The 20,953-nt window shown below is 58.7% G+C and carries 16 protein-coding genes and 1 tRNA gene; 16 read left to right on the forward strand and 1 reads right to left on the reverse strand.

Translation table 11 applies throughout. From position 1 onward, the window contains the following. From O6929_07460 to O6929_07515, 12 genes are all read left to right on the forward strand, one after another. Positions 1-636 (forward strand): class I SAM-dependent methyltransferase (locus tag O6929_07460; GenBank protein ID MCZ6480223.1); only part of this gene is annotated, 636 nt, incomplete at its 5' end. Between the two features lie 527 nt (positions 637-1,163). Then, positions 1,164-3,581, forward strand: a complete 2,418-nt coding sequence (locus O6929_07465) for a DNA internalization-related competence protein ComEC/Rec2 (GenBank protein MCZ6480224.1) — start codon at positions 1,164-1,166, stop codon at positions 3,579-3,581. Between the two features lie 31 nt (positions 3,582-3,612). Further along, a complete protein-coding gene (gene xseA, locus O6929_07470; protein MCZ6480225.1) occupies positions 3,613-4,821 on the forward strand; it encodes an exodeoxyribonuclease VII large subunit in 1,209 nt (402 codons plus the stop codon). Between the two features lie 57 nt (positions 4,822-4,878). Beyond that, positions 4,879-5,118 (forward strand): exodeoxyribonuclease VII small subunit, encoded by a 240-nt coding sequence (gene xseB / locus O6929_07475; GenBank protein ID MCZ6480226.1) that lies wholly within the window; start codon positions 4,879-4,881, stop codon positions 5,116-5,118. 88 nt (positions 5,119-5,206) lie between these two features. After that, complete coding sequence (locus O6929_07480) at positions 5,207-6,034, forward strand: TlyA family RNA methyltransferase (protein ID MCZ6480227.1); 828 nt, start codon at positions 5,207-5,209, stop codon at positions 6,032-6,034. A 44-nt stretch (positions 6,035-6,078) separates the two neighbouring features. Beyond that, a complete protein-coding gene (locus O6929_07485) occupies positions 6,079-6,915 on the forward strand; it encodes an NAD(+)/NADH kinase (protein ID MCZ6480228.1) in 837 nt (278 codons plus the stop codon). 154 nt (positions 6,916-7,069) lie between these two features. Beyond that, positions 7,070-8,785 (forward strand): DNA repair protein RecN, encoded by a 1,716-nt coding sequence (gene recN, locus O6929_07490; GenBank protein MCZ6480229.1) that lies wholly within the window; start codon positions 7,070-7,072, stop codon positions 8,783-8,785. A gap of 499 nt (positions 8,786-9,284) precedes the next feature. Then, complete coding sequence (locus O6929_07495; GenBank protein ID MCZ6480230.1) at positions 9,285-9,758, forward strand: energy transducer TonB; 474 nt, start codon at positions 9,285-9,287, stop codon at positions 9,756-9,758. 15 nt (positions 9,759-9,773) lie between these two features. Further along, positions 9,774-12,146, forward strand: a complete 2,373-nt coding sequence (locus O6929_07500) for a penicillin acylase family protein (GenBank protein ID MCZ6480231.1) — start codon at positions 9,774-9,776, stop codon at positions 12,144-12,146. 34 nt (positions 12,147-12,180) lie between these two features. Continuing rightward, positions 12,181-13,260, forward strand: a complete 1,080-nt coding sequence (locus O6929_07505) for a site-2 protease family protein (protein MCZ6480232.1) — start codon at positions 12,181-12,183, stop codon at positions 13,258-13,260. 11 nt (positions 13,261-13,271) lie between these two features. Next, the gene (locus O6929_07510; protein MCZ6480233.1) at positions 13,272-14,288 is read left to right on the forward strand and encodes an AIR synthase family protein; all 1,017 of its coding nucleotides are present in this window, start codon (positions 13,272-13,274) and stop codon (positions 14,286-14,288) included. 93 nt (positions 14,289-14,381) lie between these two features. Further along, positions 14,382-14,987: a DUF4013 domain-containing protein gene (locus tag O6929_07515; protein MCZ6480234.1), complete on the forward strand. Its 606-nt coding sequence runs from the start codon at positions 14,382-14,384 to the stop codon at positions 14,985-14,987. 405 nt (positions 14,988-15,392) lie between these two features. On the opposite strand, the gene O6929_07520 is transcribed toward O6929_07515, so the two are convergent. After that, positions 15,393-15,479 (reverse strand) — tRNA-Leu (locus O6929_07520). 522 nt (positions 15,480-16,001) lie between these two features. On the opposite strand from O6929_07520, the gene O6929_07525 reads away from it, so the two are divergent. The 4 genes from O6929_07525 to O6929_07540 all read left to right on the forward strand — a co-directional run bounded on the left by O6929_07525 (position 16,002) and on the right by O6929_07540 (position 20,920). Further along, the gene (locus O6929_07525) at positions 16,002-16,400 is read left to right on the forward strand and encodes a PaaI family thioesterase (protein MCZ6480235.1); all 399 of its coding nucleotides are present in this window, start codon (positions 16,002-16,004) and stop codon (positions 16,398-16,400) included. Continuing rightward, a complete protein-coding gene (locus O6929_07530) occupies positions 16,397-17,209 on the forward strand; it encodes an SAM-dependent chlorinase/fluorinase (protein ID MCZ6480236.1) in 813 nt (270 codons plus the stop codon). The genes O6929_07525 and O6929_07530 overlap by 4 nt, the downstream gene beginning before the upstream one ends. Positions 17,210-17,672: 463 nt before the next feature. After that, entirely contained in the window at positions 17,673-19,775 is a 2,103-nt protein-coding gene (locus tag O6929_07535) for a hypothetical protein (GenBank protein ID MCZ6480237.1), read from the forward strand. After that, positions 19,766-20,920, forward strand: coding sequence for a DUF4388 domain-containing protein (locus O6929_07540; protein ID MCZ6480238.1), 1,155 nt, complete (start codon positions 19,766-19,768; stop codon positions 20,918-20,920). The genes O6929_07535 and O6929_07540 overlap by 10 nt, the downstream gene beginning before the upstream one ends. Positions 20,921-20,953: the final 33 nt, after the last annotated feature.

Consider the following 20,953-nt stretch of genomic DNA (forward strand, 5'->3'; position numbering starts at 1 on the left):
GCGGAAGGCACGGACGAGATCGATCGCATCGCGAAGAGCCCAACCTCGATCTGGGCCGTGGTTCCGCGATACGGCAGGTTTCTGTTTACCCTGGTGATGATGTTCAAGCCCCGACGAATCCTGGAAGTGGGGATGGCAAACGGCGCGAGTTGCGCTTACATCGCCAAGGCGCAACTCTCCTACCTTCAGCAAGATGGGGCCCACGTGATCATCGACCCGTTTCAATCGACCCAGTGGCACAATGCGGGCCGCGCCATGCTTGAGCGCCTGGGGCTCGACAGAAACATCGAGGTGATCGAGGACTACTCGATCCATGCGATTCCAAATCTGGAGAAACAGGGCCAACGCTTTGACCTCGCCTTCATCGACGGGAATCACTGCCTCGATTACACCCTGGCCGACGTGTTGGCTAGCGACCGCGTCCTGCGCATTGGTGGACTTATCGTGTTGGACGATTCCAGGGCCTTCGGTGTGCGCATGGCGGTGCCCTATCTGGATCGTTACCGCGTCAATTTGACCCGGATCCAATTCGACAACTGGCTGGTGCACTGGTGGCGTGAGCACATCTCCGGGCGACGGCGAATGACGGTCTACCAGAAGAACAGCGAAGACGTTCGCGGGCCCGCGGGAACCTGACGCTGGCTGCCCATTCCCTGCATTCGTATGATCCCGCCTGCTTGTGCTTGGTCTGTGCGGTGCAGATGCAGGCTTTCTCACCTGGCTAGGACACCGGATCGCACCGCGCATCAATCGACTGCTGCCGCCACATCGTTCCAGCCGCACACCATCCTGCTGGTTTCTGCTTATGGCACCTCTCTCGCTGGCACTGAAACCTCACCAAGCACACACAGCTGGAGACTCCGAAGCAAAGAGACCCTCTCGGTTCCGACCCGAGAGGGCATCTCGTTTCATGCTGCACGAACAATTGTGCCCCAACGCCCATTTCCTGCTATTCCAACCCTATCAGGTCGTCTACCTTCCCTATCTCCTTTAAAAGCTCGGCCATAATTTCCAACTAAGTCGCTTCTAAAAAGTAAACATTCTTCCGGACGGGATTGCACCTGAGAGGGCATCTCCTTTTGTCTTGCGCCAACAATATAGAGGATTCTCTTCGATCACCATCGTCCCCTCATTTCCGGCGTCCTCTTCTCCCATTGGTTCTCATGTATGGGACCGGAGTGGTGGTCGGTCCCCTTCTGCCGATCGAGCCTCTTCTTCTCATATATATCCTTTTTCTCCTCTTGGGGACGGCGGGTTTGGCCTTGTGGACCAACCGTCGGATCCTCGCGACGATTCTCGTCCTTTTGGGGTTCCTTTTCTTCGGATCACTTCGATTGTTGCAGTCGGTCCACCCCCAAGGGCGGTTTCATCTCTCCAAGGTGTCCGATGCTTCGCTGACGGAGAAAGTAGAACTCGAGGGGATTATTGTGTCCCCGCCGGAAATCTTTCCTCCAGGAGGCGGGTGGCGGCGGGAGGGACGGCTCCGTTTCCTGTTGCAAGTGCAGGAGATCAACTTGGAGGGGGTTCGCTCCCCGGCTACTGGCGGTGCTCGACTCAGCATCATCGCTCCGGTCCAGGAGTACCAATACGGGCATCGGATTCGGGGGTATTTTCGGCTTCGCCGTCCGAGAGGGTATTGGAATCCCGGGGCCTTCAATTATCCCCGGTATGCCCTGACGAGAGGATTTTATTTGGAGGGGTGGGGTTGGGACAGGGGAGAGGTCCAGATCCTGGACCGAGCGGGGGGATTCTGGATTCTGCGGCGCGTTTTCGATCTCCGGAAGACGATGCTCAAGCAGATACGTGCCGGTTTCCCCGGTGAAGAGGGGGGAATGCTCCGTGCCATCGTCCTTGGAGACCGTTCTGGTCTGTCCCTGGAGACTCGGAATGTCTTCCTCAACTCGGGCACGTACCATATCCTCGTGATCTCCGGACTTCATCTCGGCTTTCTCGCTGGTGCTCTTTTTTTCTTGGCCCGCTGCCTTCGTCTCCCGCGCGCCGCTTCAAGCCTGCTCACCGTCCTCGGAGTGGTTTTCTACGCGCTTCTCACGGGTGGGAGCCCGCCGATTGTCCGAGCAGCCCTCATGGTGAGCCTGTACCTGTTAGCCCTCATCATGGGGCGGGACCGAGATCTCCTTAACGCGGTTGGTCTGGCGGCCTTCCTCCTTCTCCTCTGGAATCCTCTCTACCTCTTCGACGCAGGATTCCAGTTGACCTTCGTAGCGACAGGGGCCATCCTGGTCGTTCTTCACCGATTTGACTTCTCACGCCTCCGTCGCCTCTCGCGGTGGGTGTTGGCTTCTCTCGTGGCCTCGACGGCGGCGACGTTGGGGACTGCACCACTTCTTGCCCTGCATTTCAACAGAGCCTCCGTCACGGGGATCGTCGCTAACCTGCTGATCGTCCCGCTGGGCGGTTGCCTCACAGCGGCCGGGATGGCCTATAGCCTCCTCCTGCTTCCCCTTCAAGGTGGAATTCCCCTCCTTGCGTCGGGCGTTTCCTTTCTGGCCCGAGGGATGATGAATGTGGCATCCTTCTTTGCCGGGCTCCCCCTCGCTTCCATCCGCCTTTACACCCCCCCAGTATTGATGGTGCTCACGTGCTATACCCTTTTCGGTCTTATGGTCTTCCCGGTGGTGCGTCGTAGGGGGCTTGCTCTTGGAGTCACAAGCATGCTTCTTATAGGACAGGTGGCCTGGAAGTTATTTCCTATCGAGCGTCGGGGGATCGAGGTAACATTCCTCGATGTGGGGCAGGGGGATGCTATTTTTCTGGAACTGCCGGGCGGACGGACTATGTTGGTAGATGGGGGCGGCAATGTCGATGACCGCTTCGATATTGGGGAACGGGTAGTCCTTCCTTACCTCTGGCATCGCTGGGTGCGGCATCTCGATGTGGTGGTCCTCTCCCATTCGCAGCCTGACCACCTGAACGGGTTGCGAGCGGTGATTGAAAACATACCGGTGGGGGAGATCTGGGAGTCCGGGTATCCCTCTGCTTCCTCGACTTATGATTGGCTTCAGGCCTTCGTCCGAGAAGAGGGGATTCCCCTGCGGCGAATTACTCGGGGACAGAGCATTCAACTCGGTACCGAAGTGACGGTAACAGCCCTGCATCCACCCCGGTCCTTCTTGCATCCAAGGAAGGGACACCGTTCGGCCATTGTCAATAACAACTCCCTGGTCCTCCACGTCGATCATCCGGAGGTCCGTCTCCTGCTCACTGGCGATATCGAACGAGAAGGGGAGGCCTCGCTCCTCGATACAACCATGGTTCTCCAAGCAGACCTACTCAAGGTCCCTCACCATGGCAGTCGGGGGAGCAGTTCGATGTCTTTTCTCCAGCGGGTCAGGCCCCAGTGGGCCGTGATTCAGGCAGGCGACCGGAACCCCTTTGGACATCCGCATCCCGAGACCCTCGCACGGTACGCTGTACAGGGGGTCCAGGTTTTTCGTACGGATCGGCATGGGGCGATAACCTTTGCGTTTCGAAACGGCGCGGTGGCTATCAGGACGTATCGCCAACACCTCGGAGTCTGGGGAGGGACTGAAGTAGACTTCGTGCACCGGGGAAAGGTTTGACAAGGGAGGGGGGGTATGTTAAGTAGGGGCCGTGGAGCTTAGAAGGCCGCGCATCTACAGCGTCAGTGAGCTTACCTCCGAGCTCAAGATCCTCATCGAGGGTAGCTTTTCCGGGGTGTGGGTCGAGGGGGAGATCTCTAACTTCAAACTCCACACCTCGGGCCACATGTACTTTACCCTCAAGGATGACCGGGGGCAGCTCCGGGCGGTTATGTTCCGGGGGAGCAATCGAGCGATCCAGTTCCGGCCTGAGGATGGGTTGGTCGTCACCGTCTTTGGCAAGGTAACCATCTACGAGCCTCGAGGAGATTACCAAATCTATGTGGAATACATGGAACCCAAGGGGCTCGGGGCGCTCCAGCTCGGCTTTGAGCAGCTCAAGGCCCGCTTAGAGGCAGAGGGGCTTTTTGACCCCGCCCGGAAACGATCCATTCCCCTACTTCCTGGGAAGATCGGGATTATAACTTCCCCGACCGGTGCGGCAATCCGGGATATCCTGCAGATTATTCACCGGCGTTTCGCCAATGTGGAAATCGTGGTATTCCCCGTCAGAGTCCAAGGGGACGGGGCGGCCGCCGAGATCGTGGAGGGGATCGAGGTCCTGAACAAGCGGCGCGACCTCGATGTTCTCATCGTGGCCCGGGGAGGCGGTTCCATCGAGGACCTTTGGGCCTTTAACGAGGAAATGGTGGCCCGTGCCATTTATGCCTCCCAGACGCCGGTTGTCTCCGCCGTGGGCCATGAAACTGACTTCACCATTGCCGACTTCGTCTCCGATGTCCGGGCCCCGACCCCGTCGGCGGCCGCCGAGCTGGTGATCTCGAGAAAGGATGAACTCACCCAACGGGTGGATGATCTTCTGAGTCGTCTTGTGACTCACATGCGGTACCAAGCCGACAGGAACGCCGAGCGGCTGCGGAGTGTTGAGCGTCACCTCCAGCTGCTGAGCCCGTTAGAGCGGGTCAAGAGGCAGCGGGAACGGCTGAAGGAAGAAGCAGTGGGACTTCAATGGAGCATGAACCATCGCCTGGCCCTCTGGCGTGGAGAGCTCAGAACCTCGGTGGCGAAGCTCGATTCCTTGAGTCCGCTCGCCATTCTGGCACGGGGATACAGTGTCTGCCGGCGGCTTCCCGATCTCAGCATCGTGACTCGTGCCGCCTCTGTCGAGGAGAATGGGCGACTGGAGGTGCTCCTGGCCCAAGGGGGATTGATCTGTCGCGTCGAGGAGCGGCGGCAGTAGGCTCAAAGACTTGTCTTGGTGATTCCTGACGGATTGCAAGAGGAAAGTGGCCACCCAATGGAGGATGAAAAAGAGATCAAGTTCGAGGAGGCGCTGGCGAAGCTCGAGGGGGTGGTGAATCGCTTGGAGTCTGGTGAGCTACCTCTCGAGGAGTCACTCCGTCTCTTCGAGGAAGGAGTTCATTTCACGAAGCTGTGCGCCCACCGCCTGGAGGAGGCAGAACGGCGGATTGCGATCCTCAAGAAGGACGAACGGGGGGAGTTCTTCGAGGCGTCCTTTGAGGGAGCCGAGGGTTGAGCCGGGGGACGGTCTGGTGGCGGTGGTGACAGACACAGTGAGTCGTTCACGATCTGGTGGCTGATGGTCAACTGGTCGCGGCAGAGCGATGCATCGAAAACGTCTGGATCAGCGCTTACTGCAGGAGGGGCTGGTCGAGAGTCTGGAACGGGCACGAGGACTGATTCTCGCCGGACGGGTGTGGGTCGATGGTCGGAGGGTCGATAAGCCGGGAACCTTGATTGCGCCGAGCGCGGTGGTCAACGTCCGGAGACTGGAACACCCCTTCGTCAGCCGAGGAGGGCTAAAACTCCGGGCCGCGCTCGACACCTTTGGCATCATTGTCCAGGGTAAGACGTGCCTCGACGTGGGAGCAGGGACCGGTGGTTTTACCGATTGCCTCCTGCAGGCAGGGGCCTCCAGAGTCGTGGCCGTTGATGTGGGCCACGGCCACTTACACTACCGACTCCGAAACGATCCCCGGGTCCTCCTATTAGAACGGTTCAATGTCAGGCATCTCACTCCTCGCCACCTTCCATATCTACCCGATCTAGTCGTAATCGACGTTGCGTTCATTTCTCTTACACTCGTTTTTCCGGTCATAAGAGAGCTTCTTCCCGCTCACGGTGAAATCGTCGCTCTCATCAAGCCGCAGTTTGAAGTGGGCAAACGAGAGGTCGGCAAGGGAGGGGTGGTCCGGGACCTCCGAAAGCAAGGCGTGGCGATTCGTAGGGTGGCGGAAGCGGCGTGCGGGCTCGGTATGATGGTCAGAGGACTTTGCGCGTCGCCGATCGCGGGGGCGAAGGGGAATCGGGAATTCTTTATTCACCTGGCAAGGGATAGTGCACACGCAAAGGGTGTCGAAAACGTTGAACGGCTGATAGAGGAAACAATTAGCTCTCTCGACGCAAGTATTGTGGTAGGGAAGGCTCGTTGAGGTCTGACGTGGAGACAGGGGTGTTCCGGCGTGTCGGGATCGTAATGAAGCCGCATTGGCCAGAGGCGCGGGAGGTCCTTCGGCAGCTCATTCCCTGGCTCAAGGCGAAAGATCGTGAGGTCGTCCTTGACGTGGAAACGGCACATCTTGCCGGGACTGAGGAGACAGGGCTGGCGAAGGCTGATGTTCCAAGGGCGGCAGACCTTGTGGTCGTGCTCGGCGGAGATGGAACGCTCCTCTCAGTGGCCAGGTTGATAGAGTCTGGGGAGGTACCCATTCTCGGGGTGAATCTTGGTGGCTTGGGCTTCCTAACCGAGATCACGCTGGATGAGCTTTACCCGGTCTTAGGGGGAGTGCTTTCTGGGAAGTACCGGGCGAGTCGTCGCATGCTCCTGCAGGTAATGGTGCGCCGTGGTGGGGAGCCAATTGCCGAGGATATTGTCCTGAACGATGCGGTAATGACGAAGGCGGCCTTAGCTCGTATTGTCGACCTCGAGGTTTTCGTTGAACAGGAATATGTAACGACCTATCGGGCCGACGGTCTCATCATCTCTACTCCGACAGGCTCTACCGCCTACGGTCTCTCCGCTGGTGGTCCCATCCTCTTTCCTACCATGCATGCTCTCATTCTTGTCCCGATCTGTCCGCATACCTTGACCAATCGTCCGCTGGTCTTGCCTGAGGAGGTTGGGGTCCAGGTGGTGCTCAACTCTGAGAATGAGAATGTGTATCTGACACTGGACGGACAGGTGGGGTTTCCCCTCCAGTATCAGGATCAAGTGGAGGTCCGCCGAGCGGACCGAGAAATCACCCTGATCGTGTCTCCGAAGAAAAACTTCTACGAAATTCTTCGATCAAAGCTGAAGTGGGGAGAACGCTGACAGTACAGTTCATAGTTTAGAGTGTAGAGTTGAGGGTTCACGGTTTCGTCCGCGCACTCGCGAGCCGTCGGCTCACAGATAATTCTGTTCGAAAAACCCAAACCTACACGGGGCTCTGCTGATTGCTGACAGCTGACTGTGGATAGCTATTGAAATGTTGCAAGAGATTGCCATACGACACTTCACGATTGTAGAACAGGTACGCGCAAATTTCGGACCCGGCCTCAATGTCCTGACCGGGGAGACAGGGGCTGGCAAATCGATTGTCATAGAGGCCCTGACGCTTGCCCTGGGGGCGCGGGGGAGCTCAGAGATGATCCGATCTGGAGAAGAGGAGGCAGTGGTGGAAGCCGCCTTTAGCCTCCCGCACTTGAGCCCGGTAAATGACCTCCTCGACTCACAGGGGATCAGCCTGAAGGAAGAGGACCTTGTTCTGCGACGGCACCTGGCCAGGGAGGGAAGAAGCCGGGCCTATGTGAGTGGAACCATGACGGGGGCGGTTACGCTCAGGGGCTTGGGCGAGCATCTGGTGGACATTCATGGACAACAAGAAAGTGTTCTCCTGCAAAGTCCCCGCCGGCATCTCGAGCTGTTGGATGCTTTTGGTGGTCTCACAGAAGAGCTCCAAACCTATCACACCCTCTATCGTCGGTGGCAGACCCTGAAGGCAGAGCGGGAAGCGCTGGAGCGAGACGATCGGGAGAAAGCCCGATACAAAGATCTCCTGGAGCACCAGATTCGGGAGATCGATGCGGTCCATCTCGTGGAGGGAGAGGAGGACGCCCTGGAAGCGGAACGCGCCATCCTGACTCACCACGAGAAGCTTTTGCACGCGGTAGAGGAGGCTTATGCACGTATGGAGGGGGATGAGGGGGGGATCCTTCCCGGCCTCGCCGGGCTTGGCACGCGTCTCCGCGAGGCGGGACGAATTGATGCACGCCTCGCCCCCCTCGAAGGAATGGCAGAGGAGGGGAAGACCCTGCTGCAAGAGGTAGCACTTTCCCTCCGGGACTATCGAGAGCGACTTGATTTTGATCCTGAACGTCTGGAGGTCATTGAAGGTCGTCTCCACGCCATCAGCCGTCTCAAGAAAAAATATGGGGCCAGCATTCGCGAAGTCTTGAAATACCGGGAACAGGCAGCGCATGACTTGGAGCGGCTCGAGAGAGCGGAGGAGCGGCTTATGGCTCTCCAGGGGGAGATCGATACTGTTGAGGCAGACCTCTGGGAGCACGGAGAGTGCCTTTCCAAAGGGCGAAGGGAAGCGGCACAAAAACTCGCCCGGGAGATGATCAACGAGCTGCACGAGCTTGGGATGCCGCGGACGGATTTCCGTGTCGAGCTTAGGAGGACTATGGGAGAAGACCGGCGAGGCATGCTCAAGCCGGCCGGCCTGGAAGAGGGAGAGTTCCTTATTGCGCCGAACCCAGGCGAGGGTTTCAAAGCATTGGGGAAGATCGCCTCAGGCGGGGAGCTAAGCCGGATCATGCTGGCCTTGAAAAACATCCTCGCCTCGGTCGATAAAACTCCCACGTTAATCTTCGATGAGGTGGATGCCGGAATCGGCGGGAAGATGGCTGAGGTGGTAGGCAGGAAGCTCTGGAGGGTGAGCCGGGAGCGACAGGTGATCTGCATTACCCACCTTCCGCAGATTGCCGCCTATGCCGATACCCACCTCCGGGTAGAGAAAGGTCTGATCAGCGGTCGGACCGAGGCTCGGCTCATGCCGCTGTCCAGGGAAGCGAAAGTAGAGGAGCTAAGTCGGATGCTCGGGGGATCCGACACCTCCGCTACAGCCATAAAACACGCCCGGGAACTCTTTCAGAGCGCTGCGCGTTGGAAGCGACAGCACGGAAAGGGACAGGGATGACTGTAGGGCATGGGAGTATCAAGTGACGGGGCAAGACCACCCGCAATACATTCGAGCAGTTGGGGCTTCCGTACTGCTCCACCTGGTCTCTGCAGGTTTCTTCTGGAAGGTCCATATTGCGCCCCCCGCCTTCAAAACCCCATCACCTCTGATGGTACGTCTCGTTCCGACTACTCCGATCCCGCGCTTTATCGATCAACCCGACGCACCCCCGGCGGAGCGACCGATCAAAAGCCGAGATATCTCCCAGGTGACGAGTGAGGCTAGGGGTCCAGGAAAGATTCGGGGTCCGGTTACTACCCCCGAAACCTTAAAGTCGCCGACTCTTCCGCACTCGTCGCGTTCACCAGAGATTCAGAAAGTCTCTCCCCCAGTTTCTCCACCTGCCCGTCCTGAGCAACCCGCCAAATCCTCGACGCCGCCACCCAAACCCGATGCCGACCTCCAGGTAATTCGGCAGCCGACTCCTTCCGTGACCCCGAAGGCTCGCCCCTCACCAGTGCCCACGCCCGAATCGCCATTGGCACGCCTCTCCTTTCGAGACCAGATCGCTGCATTAGGGAGGGAGAGACTGTTCGGGAAGGAGAGGGAATTCGACGCGGGCCAATCTGGTAATACAGGTACTGACGAGCGGACTGTATCACTGGAAACTCAAAGTGCGGAGTTTGCCCCTTACCTCGCCACGGTAAAGCGTCGGATCGAGCAGCAATGGCTTGTTCCCCGTTATGCGAGAGAGGTGGGTCTCACAGCAAACCTTGTCATGCTCTTCAGTATCACCAGGGAAGGAAAGCTGGCTCAACTGCAGATCAACGAAAGCTCCGGCGTTTCAATCCTGGATGAGGCAGCGATCGAGGCGGTCAAGACCGCGGCCCCGTATGCCCCCTTTCCACCCCATTTCACGTTTCGGCAGCTCAACATCGTTGCGAACTTTCAGTATGTCACGCGGTCCGCTCCGGTCCCCCCTTCGCGGTGAGCCGGCGCGCCCGTGATGACATGGGTCGACCGGTACTCTCGGTTCCTGGTTGTCCTTGGTGCCCGTCTGCTCTCACTTCTCTTTCCTCAGATACGAGGCCGTCTTAGCCTCAAGCGGAGGGGTCGGGAGTCAGTCGCAGGCATCGATGGACCGGTGACCATTTCTCGGGACCATCTCGGAATTCCTACCATCCGGGCCCAGGCCACTTCAGACCTCTTCTTCGGCTTTGGGTACGCCATCGCCCAGGATCGGTTATGGCAAATGGATCTCTACCGGCGCGTGGCCCGAGGAAGACTGGCAGAAATCTTCGGGGACCTTCCGCTCGAAGTCAAGCCGGGAGCTCGGCTGGAACCTCCTTCAGTCGTTCAATTAGATTGCTTGCACCGGGCCTTGGGATTCTCTCGAGTGGCTCACGCCTCTCTGGAGGTCCTCTCTGGTGAGGCGTGTGCGGCTCTCGATCGGTATGCGTCTGGCGTCAACGCGGCCGTCGCGACAATGCAGAAGAAAAAATGTCTCCCCCTCGAGTTTTACCTGCTGGGATACGAACCGGAACCTTGGATGCCCGCGGATAGCCTGGCGATCGGCCGCTTCATCGCGTGGATGCTGTGTCTCGCCGCCAGGACGGAGCTCGTGCTGGCGCCCCTGGCACCTCATCCGGACCTTTCCTCCCTGTTGCCGGTGTACCCCGAAGGAGAACCGGTCATCGTTCCCGGGAGTGGATTCTTGGGCGGTGGTTGGGGGGGCAGTAACAGTTGGGTGGTGGGACCAGACCGGACACGAAGCGGGCGTCCCCTCCTCTGTAACGATCCGCATCTTCTCATGGGCCTTCCCTCCCTCTTCTACCAAGTAGCGTTGCGGGGGGCGGAATATCATGTGAGTGGAGCGACCATGCCGGGCATTCCAGCCGTGGTCGTCGGAGCAAACGCCGATGTTGCATGGGGTATTACATCAGCCGTGCCGGATGACGCAGATATTTACCGAGAGACATTGCACCCGTCGGACCCACAGTTGTATGCTTTTGATGGGGAGTGGTGCCGTCTCAAGGTGGGTGTGGAAGAAATCGCCATACGCGGTGGATCCACCCGCCAATGTACCATTCGGTATGTCCCTCACGGCGGGGCTGACTGTCCCCTCCTGAGCGATTTCCTTCCCCTCGAGGCTCCGCTTTCCCTCCGCTGGACGGGTCTCGAACCCTCTCGAGAGATGGATGCACTGCTTGGGATCTGTCGGGCTCGAGGCCTAGAGGAGTTTCGTGGGGCATTGCGGGACTTTGCCGTCCCTGCCCAAAATTTTCTCTATGCCGACCGGCAGGGAAACTACGCCTACTTCTGCGCCGGACGATTTCCAGGGCGCCCGCAAGGCGGGGGGCCCTTCCCCTTGAATGGAGCTTCTTCTTCCTCAGAATGGCAGGCGGATGTCCCCTTTGAAGAACTTCCATGCCTGATCAACCCGCCCTCCGGTTTGATCGTGACTGCCAACCACCGCATTGTGGATGATACCTATCCCCATGAACTGACTTACCTTTGGGAAGCCCCGTATCGGGCCCGACGAATCCTCGAACTGTTGGAAAGGCGAGAGCTTGACGTACCGGAAATGACAACCATTCAGGGCGATGTTTTGTCGCTGCAGGCCAAGATGGTGGTCACACAGGTGATTGCTCCTGTTGTCGGGGAACTTTGCGGGGAGGCCCGCCGAGCGGCAGAGCGGCTCCTTCACTGGGATTTTCGGATGACGACGGAGAGCGGGCAGGCGGCGTTGTACCACAGCTTCTATGAGCGCCTCCGGTTCCTGGTCTTTGCTCACCGACTCGACCAGGTGGCCCCGGATCTGTACCAGGGTTACTGCTCCCTTATGCATCTGTCGGTGATGCCCATGGACCGGATTCTGGAGGCGGGCGATCCTGCATGGATGCCCGAGGGGCGAGGTCCGGTGGTGAGCCAAGCGCTTGAAGAGGCGATGGCTTTTTTGGAAGAGAAACTGGGAGGGGAAGGGGAGTGGGCCTGGGGAAAGATTCATGCCTTCACCCTCCGGCACCCGCTAGGCGTGGGGCGTGGTCGGGGAAGCCGTTTGCTCAACGCCCTCCTGCAACTGAACCGCGGACCATTTCCCCATCCAGGCGATGGGATGACCGTTAACGTTGCCGCTTATCTCCTCTCGCACCCTTTCGAGCCCCTAGTAGGACCTGCCTACCGACAGATTGTGGACCTGGACGATCTCAACCGTTCCCGGTGGGTCATCCCAGGGGGAAGTTCTGGAGACCCGCTCTCTCCTCATTACAGTGATCAGTTAGAGGATTGGCGGTGCGGGAGGAACCACCCGATGTTCCATGATTCCATGTTTCCTGCGACTGTGCTAGAGCTGGTCCCGGCCGGCGGAAAAAATTTTTGACTCACCTCTGCGACGATGGTATAAGTCGAGAATTATGGCTGAGTGGGGATCGGAAGAAATCGGATTTTTCCTTGCCCGACAGCTCTCCGGTGTCTTTGAGATTGAGGAGTGGCAGATCCAGGGAGCGGGCGTTCGGTTTCATGGGACCCTCGTGGCTGAACCTGAAACCACGGTATCGGTCCTCCGCCAGCGGCTGGAGCCATACGGGTTTTCGCCGCTCCTCTTGAGCCAACGAGAGATCCTCATTCTCCCCACGCCCGCTGTAGGAAAGCGCACCGAAGCCGAGCGACCCTGGACCCAGATTCTGCTCTTCATTGCCACGGTCATCACTACCCTTTTCGTCGGAGCCATTCAGCTCGGAACCGATCCCCTCACCGACCCAACAAGCCTCTTGGCGGGGCTGCCGTTTTCTTTCAGCCTTTTGTCAATCCTGGGGGTTCACGAGTTTGGCCATTACTTCACGGCAAAACGATATGGGGTCCACGTCACCCTTCCCTATTTCATTCCCGCACCAGTCGGCCTCGGTACTTTCGGAGCTTTTATCAAGATGAAATCTCCGGTAATTGACCGGCGAAGTCTCTTCGATATCGGGATCGCCGGACCGATAGCCGGCCTCATTCTCGCCATTCCGATTTTGATGATTGGGCTTACCCTGTCCGAAATCGTCCCCACCCGTGGAGTAATGGGAATCTCCCTTGGATCCCCCCTCCTGTTTACGTTCGTCCAGGAAGTGACCTTGGGCCAAATTCCGGAAGGGATGGATATCGTGTTGCACCCAGTTGCGTTCGCCGGGTGGATTGGCTTTTTTGTCACCGCGCTCAACCTGCTTCCTATTGGACAGCTAGACGGCGGACACATTGCGTACGCCCTCCTGGGCCGCCAGTCTGAGAAGCTGGCCTTTCTCACCGCCATCGTGCTTGCCATTTTGGGAATCACCTTTTGGCCCGGATGGCTCTTCTGGGCCTTTCTCGCCTTCATGCTGGGGTTCAAACATCCCCCACCCATGAACGATGTGACCCCTCTCGATCCTCGTCGGCGCCTCTTGGCCGTGGGTGCTCTCATCCTCCTCTTCTGCTTGTTAACCCCTGCTCCATTCATCTCTCCCGAATTCTAAGGGAAGGACCGGTGGCGGACCGCCTCTTGGCCGGCAAGCTTCCGCGGGGCCTCCTGGCCTCTCTACTCGACAGGTATGCAAGCCCTGTTACAGGTGTGATTCTCGGGCCCCGAATCGGGGAGGATGCCGCGGCTATAGAGATGGCTGACCGCTATCTCGTGGTGTCGACCGACCCGATCACCTTTGCGACCCGCGATATCGGATATTACGCGGTAACAATTAACGCCAACGATGTCGTCACATGCGGGGCGAGGCCCCGGTGGTTCCTGATGACCCTCCTCGTTCCGGAGGGAGGCACCCATGCCGAGGTCGAAGGGCTTTTTGAACAGGTAGATGCTGCGTGTCGCCAATTTCAGGTCGGATTGATCGGAGGCCATACCGAGGTGACCCCGGGACTCGATCGGGCTGTCGTGATCGGAACGATGATCGGCGAGGTGGCGAAGGATCGCTTAGTGGTCACCTCTGGTGCACAAGTAGGAGATGATCTTCTCCTCACCAAGGGGATCGCGGTGGAAGGAACGGCTATTCTCGCCCGGGAGCGGGAAGGTTTTCTGAGATCACGCGGCTATGCTGAGGCATTCATCCAGCACGCTCAAAGATACCTCTACGATCCAGGCATCAGTGTTGCGGCAGAGGCGCTGGCAGCGGTGGAGACGGCGAGGGTGAGTGCGATGCACGACCCGACAGAGGGGGGACTTTCGGGTGGTCTGTATGAGCTCAGCGAGGCGGCAGGCGTGGGTCTCGAGGTGGACCAGGCCGAGATCACGGTCCTGGATGAGACCCGCGCTCTCTGTCAGGAGTTTCACTTGGACCCGTTGGGGCTCATCGCCTCCGGCGCTCTCCTGATCACCTGTCGCCCAGGAGATAGGGACCAACTGCTCGGGGCGGTGAGGGCAGCAGGGGTCGCTGTGCGGCATATCGGTCGCGTGGTCTCACCGTCGAGGGGCGTCCTCCTCATTGGGCCAGAAGGGGAAAGATCCTTTCCCGCCTTTGAACGGGATGAGATTGTGAAGAGTTTTGAAGAATAGGTATGCATCTCGCCATCTTTTGTTGCCTCTTGTTGTCCTGAGACTGAGGAAGCTGGGGGATCTTGGCCCAGGAGCAAAAACAGGAGTCTCTCCATGCGCCAGATGATCCTTGATGCCTTTCAACATCCGTTTCGGGACCCCCAAGCGGTTCGGAAGCTTCTCCTCGGTGCCGCCCTCAATATCCTACCGGTAGTAAACCTGTTGGCCCTTGGATATACGTTACGACTGCTCGAGCAGGTGCTCGGAGGAGAGGAGCAGCGCCTTCCCGAGTGGACGGGCCTCGGCGATCTATTCATCCGAGGGGTGAAAGTCTTACTTGTCGGTTCTGTCTACATGGCCTTTCCCCTGCTGCTCCTGGCTGCGGGGGCAGGTTCTTTCCTCTTCTCGATCGCCGCACTCCTCTCTGGGACGTTCGAGCCGATGGCCCAGGTACATCTCGCCCGGACGGGCCAGATTTGGCCGGCCTTTGCCCTCCCGCAGATCTGGGCTGAGATCCAGTTGGTCTTGCGTGACTACCTGGGCGCGCTCGCCATCTGGTACGGGGTCTTCTTTCTCATCGCCCTCGTCCTGTCCGGGACGGCACCTCCTCTGCTTTGGATCCTCGGCTCCTTCCTCGGCTTCTACCTGTATCTCTTCTTTGCTTCTTTGTTCGGACGCGCCTGTTCTCGGACCCGCATCGTTGGCTACCATCCCTCCTGAGTCTGTTGTTCCTGCCCGCGGTTTTCAATCAGAACATCTACCCTGTATCCTCCCACACTCTTCCCACGAATCATCCGGCCACCGCTCATCAACCAGGCCAATCTTCGCCCGCGATCCGTGAAGTGGGCTTGTAAGCAGGGGAAGGCGTGTGTAGAATATCGCACGACCTGTGGCATGGGTGGAACGGCAGATGATTCAAGGAGGGGTTGAACAGCGGCCCGCGATGCCGATTTCCTGAACCAAGAGCGCCCCCTTTCTTGACTGGTGTCGGTTTGCACATTAAAGGGGATATTCTTGAGGGAGAAACGGGCGATACGTTTGCTGACTGTTGGAAATTTTGGTGAGAATGGGTAGGCCGGAAGGCCCGATCTAGCGGGAGGCAGCGTAGAAAGGCCGCTTCACGATTGGTGCCGAAGGGGGGACTCGAACCCCCACGGGCTGACGCCCACATGGCCCTGAACCATGCGCGTCTACCAATTCCGCCACTTCGGCAACCAGTTTCTTTCTAAAGAAGCTGGAGGGAAAAGTCAACGAGAAAGTTGGCAAAAGTGAGGGCTCGGGGAGTGGGCCTTGGCCGGCGGAACATTTTCTACGGGGTGCGTTGGCGCGGCCAACGGGTCCTGTCGCCTGTAGGCTCACCGGCTCGGGAGAGCATCCTTCGTCGGCGGAAAATTCCAGGGGGTGCCTGGGTGGAAGTCCTGTATTACGCGCCGAGTGGATTGTGAGGCATTAGGACGGCCATCCCCCACCTCCGCTTTGCTCCGGAGGGCGGGACCCCCTGGCCGAACGCAAACCAGGTTCCGCCTTCCTCAGGATTTCCTCCCCTCGCCGGCTCGCAAGTCGTGCCAACGGGTGGCGCCGGGCGGGCGCCCAGCCGCCCGCAGGAGAATTTCGCCACCGACAGCTCTTTTCCGAATGAAATGGAGCGTTAATTCTCCGAGGACGGCTGGGCTGCCAGGCGACAGGACCCGTTGGCCGTCGGAGGTCAGGACACGGCGATCTTAGGAGGCCATCATGGAACTCGTGGATGATCAGCATTGTTTCGTCTGTGGCAAGAAGAATGCTGCCGGACTTCAACTCGACTTCGAGCTCGTGGGGGAGGCAGAGGTGCAAACCAGCTTTCTCCCGACAAAACAGTTTCAAGGGTTCAAGGACATTGTCCACGGGGGTATCATCGCCGCCATCCTCGATGAAGTGATGGTGAACGGAGTATGGCTTCGGGGGATCAGGGCCGTGACTGGAAAGTTGGAGGTTCGCCTCAAAAGCCCTGCAAGGGTGGGGGAACGTCTGCATTTTACCGGGAGGATTCTCCGAGACACGGGCAAGACCGTGGAGATGGAAAGTTACGCTGCCACCTCCGGAGGGGCCATCGTCGCTGAGGCATCGGGGCTTCTCGTGAAGGTAGGCAGTTGAAGATCATCACTCTTCTGACCGATTTCGGGAGTGCCGATCCCTTCGTCGGGATCATGAAAGGGGTAATCCTCGGGATCAACCCGCGGGTGGAAATCGTCGATCTGTGCCATGGGGTATCCCCGCAGGATGTCCTGGAAGCTGCCTTTCTCCTCCACTGTTCGTACCGGTATTTTCCCAGGGGGACCATTCATGTGATAGTGGTCGATCCGGGTGTGGGAGGCCCACGGAAGTCCCTCCTGGCCGAGGGGGTTCATGGATACTACATTGCCCCGGACAACGGGGTCTTGAGTTATCTCTTCGCATCGGGTGAAATTCAACGGGTCGTGGAAATCACGGCGGAAGGATATTTCCTCCATCCCGTGAGTCAGACGTTTCACGGGCGAGATATCTTCGCACCGGTGGCGGCGCATCTTTCGGGTGGGGAGACACTCGACCGCTTTGGCAGACCTACCACCACCTACGTGCGCCTGGTGCTCCCCACACCCGAGAAAAAAAGGGAAGGACACCTTGTTGGATCCGTGCTTCATGTGGACCGGTTCGGGAATCTGGTGACCAATATCTCCACCTCCGATATTTCGGGATTTCGTGAATTCAGGGTTTCGGTCAAGAACAGGAAAATTCACGGGCTTGTGGAGAGCTATGAATCTCTGACGGCGGGAGAAATAGGCACCATCCTGGGTAGTGCCGGCTATTTGGAGATCTTTACGAACCGCGGCAGTGCCGCGCGTGTCCTGAAGGCGGGACGGGGGGCAACCGTTCGCGTGGTGCCGGAGAGAAAGGCGAGAGGGAAGGGCAGGATCTCGGGCTGATTGAGCCGCGTGGGCATTACGTACACGATGCCTCCTCAGCGCTGGGGGCGAATAAACCAGACCAGCTTTTGTAGTCAACGCATTAACCGGGATGGCATAGCTCGAGCCGATAGGGGGTTACCTCAGCAACATAACTTGCAGGAATCACTGAAAAAATTTCGTGAAATGCAAGGTCAAAAGATTTACGAACTGCTCACGAGTCTCAGGAATGGCAACAAGGGCATCAAACAGGTAGTTCGAACCTCGTAGAGAAGAAAAAGCGTGATGCACGCAAGCCCCTGTCGAAGAGAAAGGGTGAATACATTGCCACGCCGAAAACCCTCGAAGTGAGCCAATCCACTCGATTTCCCTCCTCGATGTGACCCCCCCTACATGGCATAGTTTGTGCAAGCGTGGAGCGTGGAAGTGTGCCCAATAGTGCCAATGCGGTAATCGATTTCTGTTCCAAGCGGTGGAGAGACGAGTGAAGCATCTCAAGAAGATCGGTCTGCTGCTCTTTCTCTTGGTGATGATCCCGGGATGGGGGGAGACAGCAGGTCTCGATGACGTGCGAGAAGCCGTAGCGCTCTGGGACCGCGTTTTTGTGAGGCTTCCGGCCCTTGAGCAGTACATTCAAGAGGGGAAGCCGCTGGAGGGCTCGAACCTCGAAGTAGTCGGGGCGGCCCTCACATCAGTGAGCCGAGAGGAGGTCTCGAATCCCTTTCTCCCCCTGGCCAGGGGAGTTCTGACGGCCCTAAACCGAGGACCGTTCGAGGCGGCAGCCGCCGAGGCCTCCGCCAAGGCAGGAGACCGGGTGGCGGTCCGATGGCTGCTCTACCGGACGTATCTCCGCCTGGGAGAATGGGAGGCGGCAGATCACGAGCTCCGACAGATCCGAGAAATTCGAGACCGGTTGGGTCTCGACCGCATCGCCTATATCGGGTGGGACTTGGTCCGTATGGCCGAAGGATACGCTGCTCACGGGGATCGTCAAGGGGCGGAGGATGCTTTAGCTTTGGCTGGGGAGTTCGCCCCCGACGACCCTCGGGTTTTGTTTGCCAGGGCCCGGATCTTTCTCCCTCGGGGTTCCCTGGGAGCACTTCGCTCCCTGATGAAAGGTTGGTGGATCAGTCTTACCTCGCCCTTTTATGGCCCGAGCCGTTGGACGAATATTCTCGCTTCATTCCTGCTCGCGATCCCCTTGGGCCTCCTGTTCGTGGGACTCTTGCTCATCCTGCGCGTTACTCCTCTATTCAAACACGACCTTGCCGAATGGACGCGACAAAAATACTCTCCTGCTACGCTGGCGGTCCTCCCCATCGCACTATACCTGCTCCCCATCATCTTCGGGCTAGGGTTCCTCCCGGCCGTATTACTCTGTCTGTTACCGCTCGGGATCTATATGACGGGTCGAGAACGTCTGCTCGTGGGTGCTTTGGTCCTTTCCCTTTTGCTTCTTCCAGGAGGATACCAGTTTCTCGCAACCATGCTCACGAGCACTTCCTCTCCCCGATTCGAAGCCCTCCTGCAGGTGGAGGAAGGGAATCAAGGAGGGGGGACCGAGGCCGCGCTCCGTCAGTGGGCGGAAGAGGCCCCTCATGATCTCCTCCCCCGGTTTTATCTGGGGAGGGTGCATCGTACCCGAGGGAAGCTGAAGCAGGCGGGCAAGAGTTACGCCGATGCCCAGGCGCTGGCACCACATGAAGCGGCGATCTGGAACAATCGAGGGAATCTGGCCTATCTGGCGGGGGACCTGCCTCAAGCGCAGTCGGCCTATCAAAAAGCCATCGGCTTGAGTCCTACCCTTCCGCAACCGCACTTCAACCTAAGCCAGGTATTGACAGAACAGCTCCTCTTGGATCAGGCACAACAGGAGTATGCTCAGGCGATGCGGGAAATGCCGAGCCTGGGGGATCGCCTGCAACAGGTCGAAGCAGAAGAGAGGAAATTCGTCGCCGTAGACGCGCCGCTACCGGTAGAACAGGTCTGGCGCCAGCTTCTCTTTCTCGATAGTCCGTCCCCGGAGATGGCAGAGTTCCTCTGGGGCGAAAGGTTTTTGGGAGTTCCTTTGGCCACGCTTCCCTGGGTGGTCGGAGGATATCTCTTGGCGTTCGGAGTAGCCTTCTGGCTCCGGAAGCAACGAAGGTTTGCCCGGGCCTGCCAGGAATGCGGAAAGGCTTTCTGTCCTCGCTGTCAGCGAGTGTTAGGTGAGGTGCGGCTCTGCACCCGCTGTGGAATCATCGAGAGGGCACGGGCGGGGGACTCGACTCGCGGGGTTAAGAATCTTCCTACAGAAGCGCCCTATCGGGAACCGAGATGGGTCGGGCCAGCTCTTGCGCTCATCCCAGGAATGGAGGGGATGTACCGAGGAAGGACTGTTTGGGGTTTTCTCTTGCTCGCCACCACTCTCGTAGTGGTCTCCCCACTCCTACGACAGGTCCTGACCCCCGGAACGTATCTGACCGGAAATCCCTTGCCCTACACCGTACCCGCAAGCCTGTTCATGCTCATATGCCTGTACCTCTTAGCCGCCGCAACCTACACCAGGAGCCGCCGTAGGCGGCTGGGGAACGTCCGATGGCACTAGAGGGCACCCTCCAAGACTTTGCCCTGGTCGATATCCTGCAGCTCGTCGGAATGCAGCGAAAGACCGGGACCCTCACGCTTACCCGGAAAGAGGAGACGATCACCGTCCTGTTGCAGGATGGGATGGTAGTCTGGGCCTCCCCTGGGGAGGAGGCCTTTGAGAAGACCATGGGCCGGATTCTGGTCCGTCGCGGACAAATCACCTCGCAGCGCTGGGAGGAAGCAAGGCAGCTCCAAACCCGCAAGGGGCAGCCGCTGATTCCGTTCCTCTTGGCGGGGCAATGGGTTTCCCCTCACGATCTCGAACGGGTAGTGCAGCGGCAGATTCTCGAAACCCTCTACCGGACTCTGCGGTGGGGAGAAGGGAAGTACACGTTTGTCGCTCAATCACAGATAGACACAAGTCGAGGTCAGGTCCCTCCCGTGGGGACTGAAACCATCCTTCTCGAGGCGGTCCGACAGATGGACGAATGGCCTCTAGTTGAGCAACGGCTTCCGTCGCCCGATGTGGTGGTTGAGCGCAAGGGCCGATTGGTCGATCGCGAGAAGGTGGCACCGGAGTCGCTGGAGGTTCTTGAACTGGTGGATGGGACGCGGACCGCCCGTGAGATCGCAGAACTTTGCGACTTCGGAGAATTTGACACGTATAAAAGCATCACCGATCTGGTTTCAGATGGGGCCCTCGAGCTCGAGCGGCGGGCCGAGACCACCGAAGGGGTCCGCACGCCGCGGGTGCGTGTACGGATTCCAAGGAGACTCCCCTCGTGGCTGTCTGCGGCTACGCTGGGGGCCGTCACGCTGGCCGCTCTCCTGTTTCAGTTCTCTTTAGGATACGACCTCTTCTACCTTCGTTCTTCGGACAGGCCCTCTACACAATCTGCAGTGCTGGCATGGAAGCTCAACGTGGCCAGATCCGAGCTTCCTCAGGCCTTAGACCTCTACCTCCTACTCCGTGGGGCGTACCCGGATAATTTGACACGGCTGCGCGCCGAAGGTCTTCTTTCTGGTGAGCTTCTGGATCCTTGGGGAAGACCCTGGGTCTATCAGCAACAGGAATCGACCTATCGTTTGATGAGCCCTGGCCCCGATGGCCGGATTGGAACCACCGACGATCTGGACATCTCCTCGTCCTGGCACCCTGATTGACACCACCCTGCCCCTGTGCTAGCGTTATAAAGT

This window comes from Candidatus Methylomirabilota bacterium (assembly GCA_027293415.1).
In the GTDB taxonomy this organism is placed as follows: Bacteria; Methylomirabilota; Methylomirabilia; order Methylomirabilales; family CSP1-5; genus CSP1-5.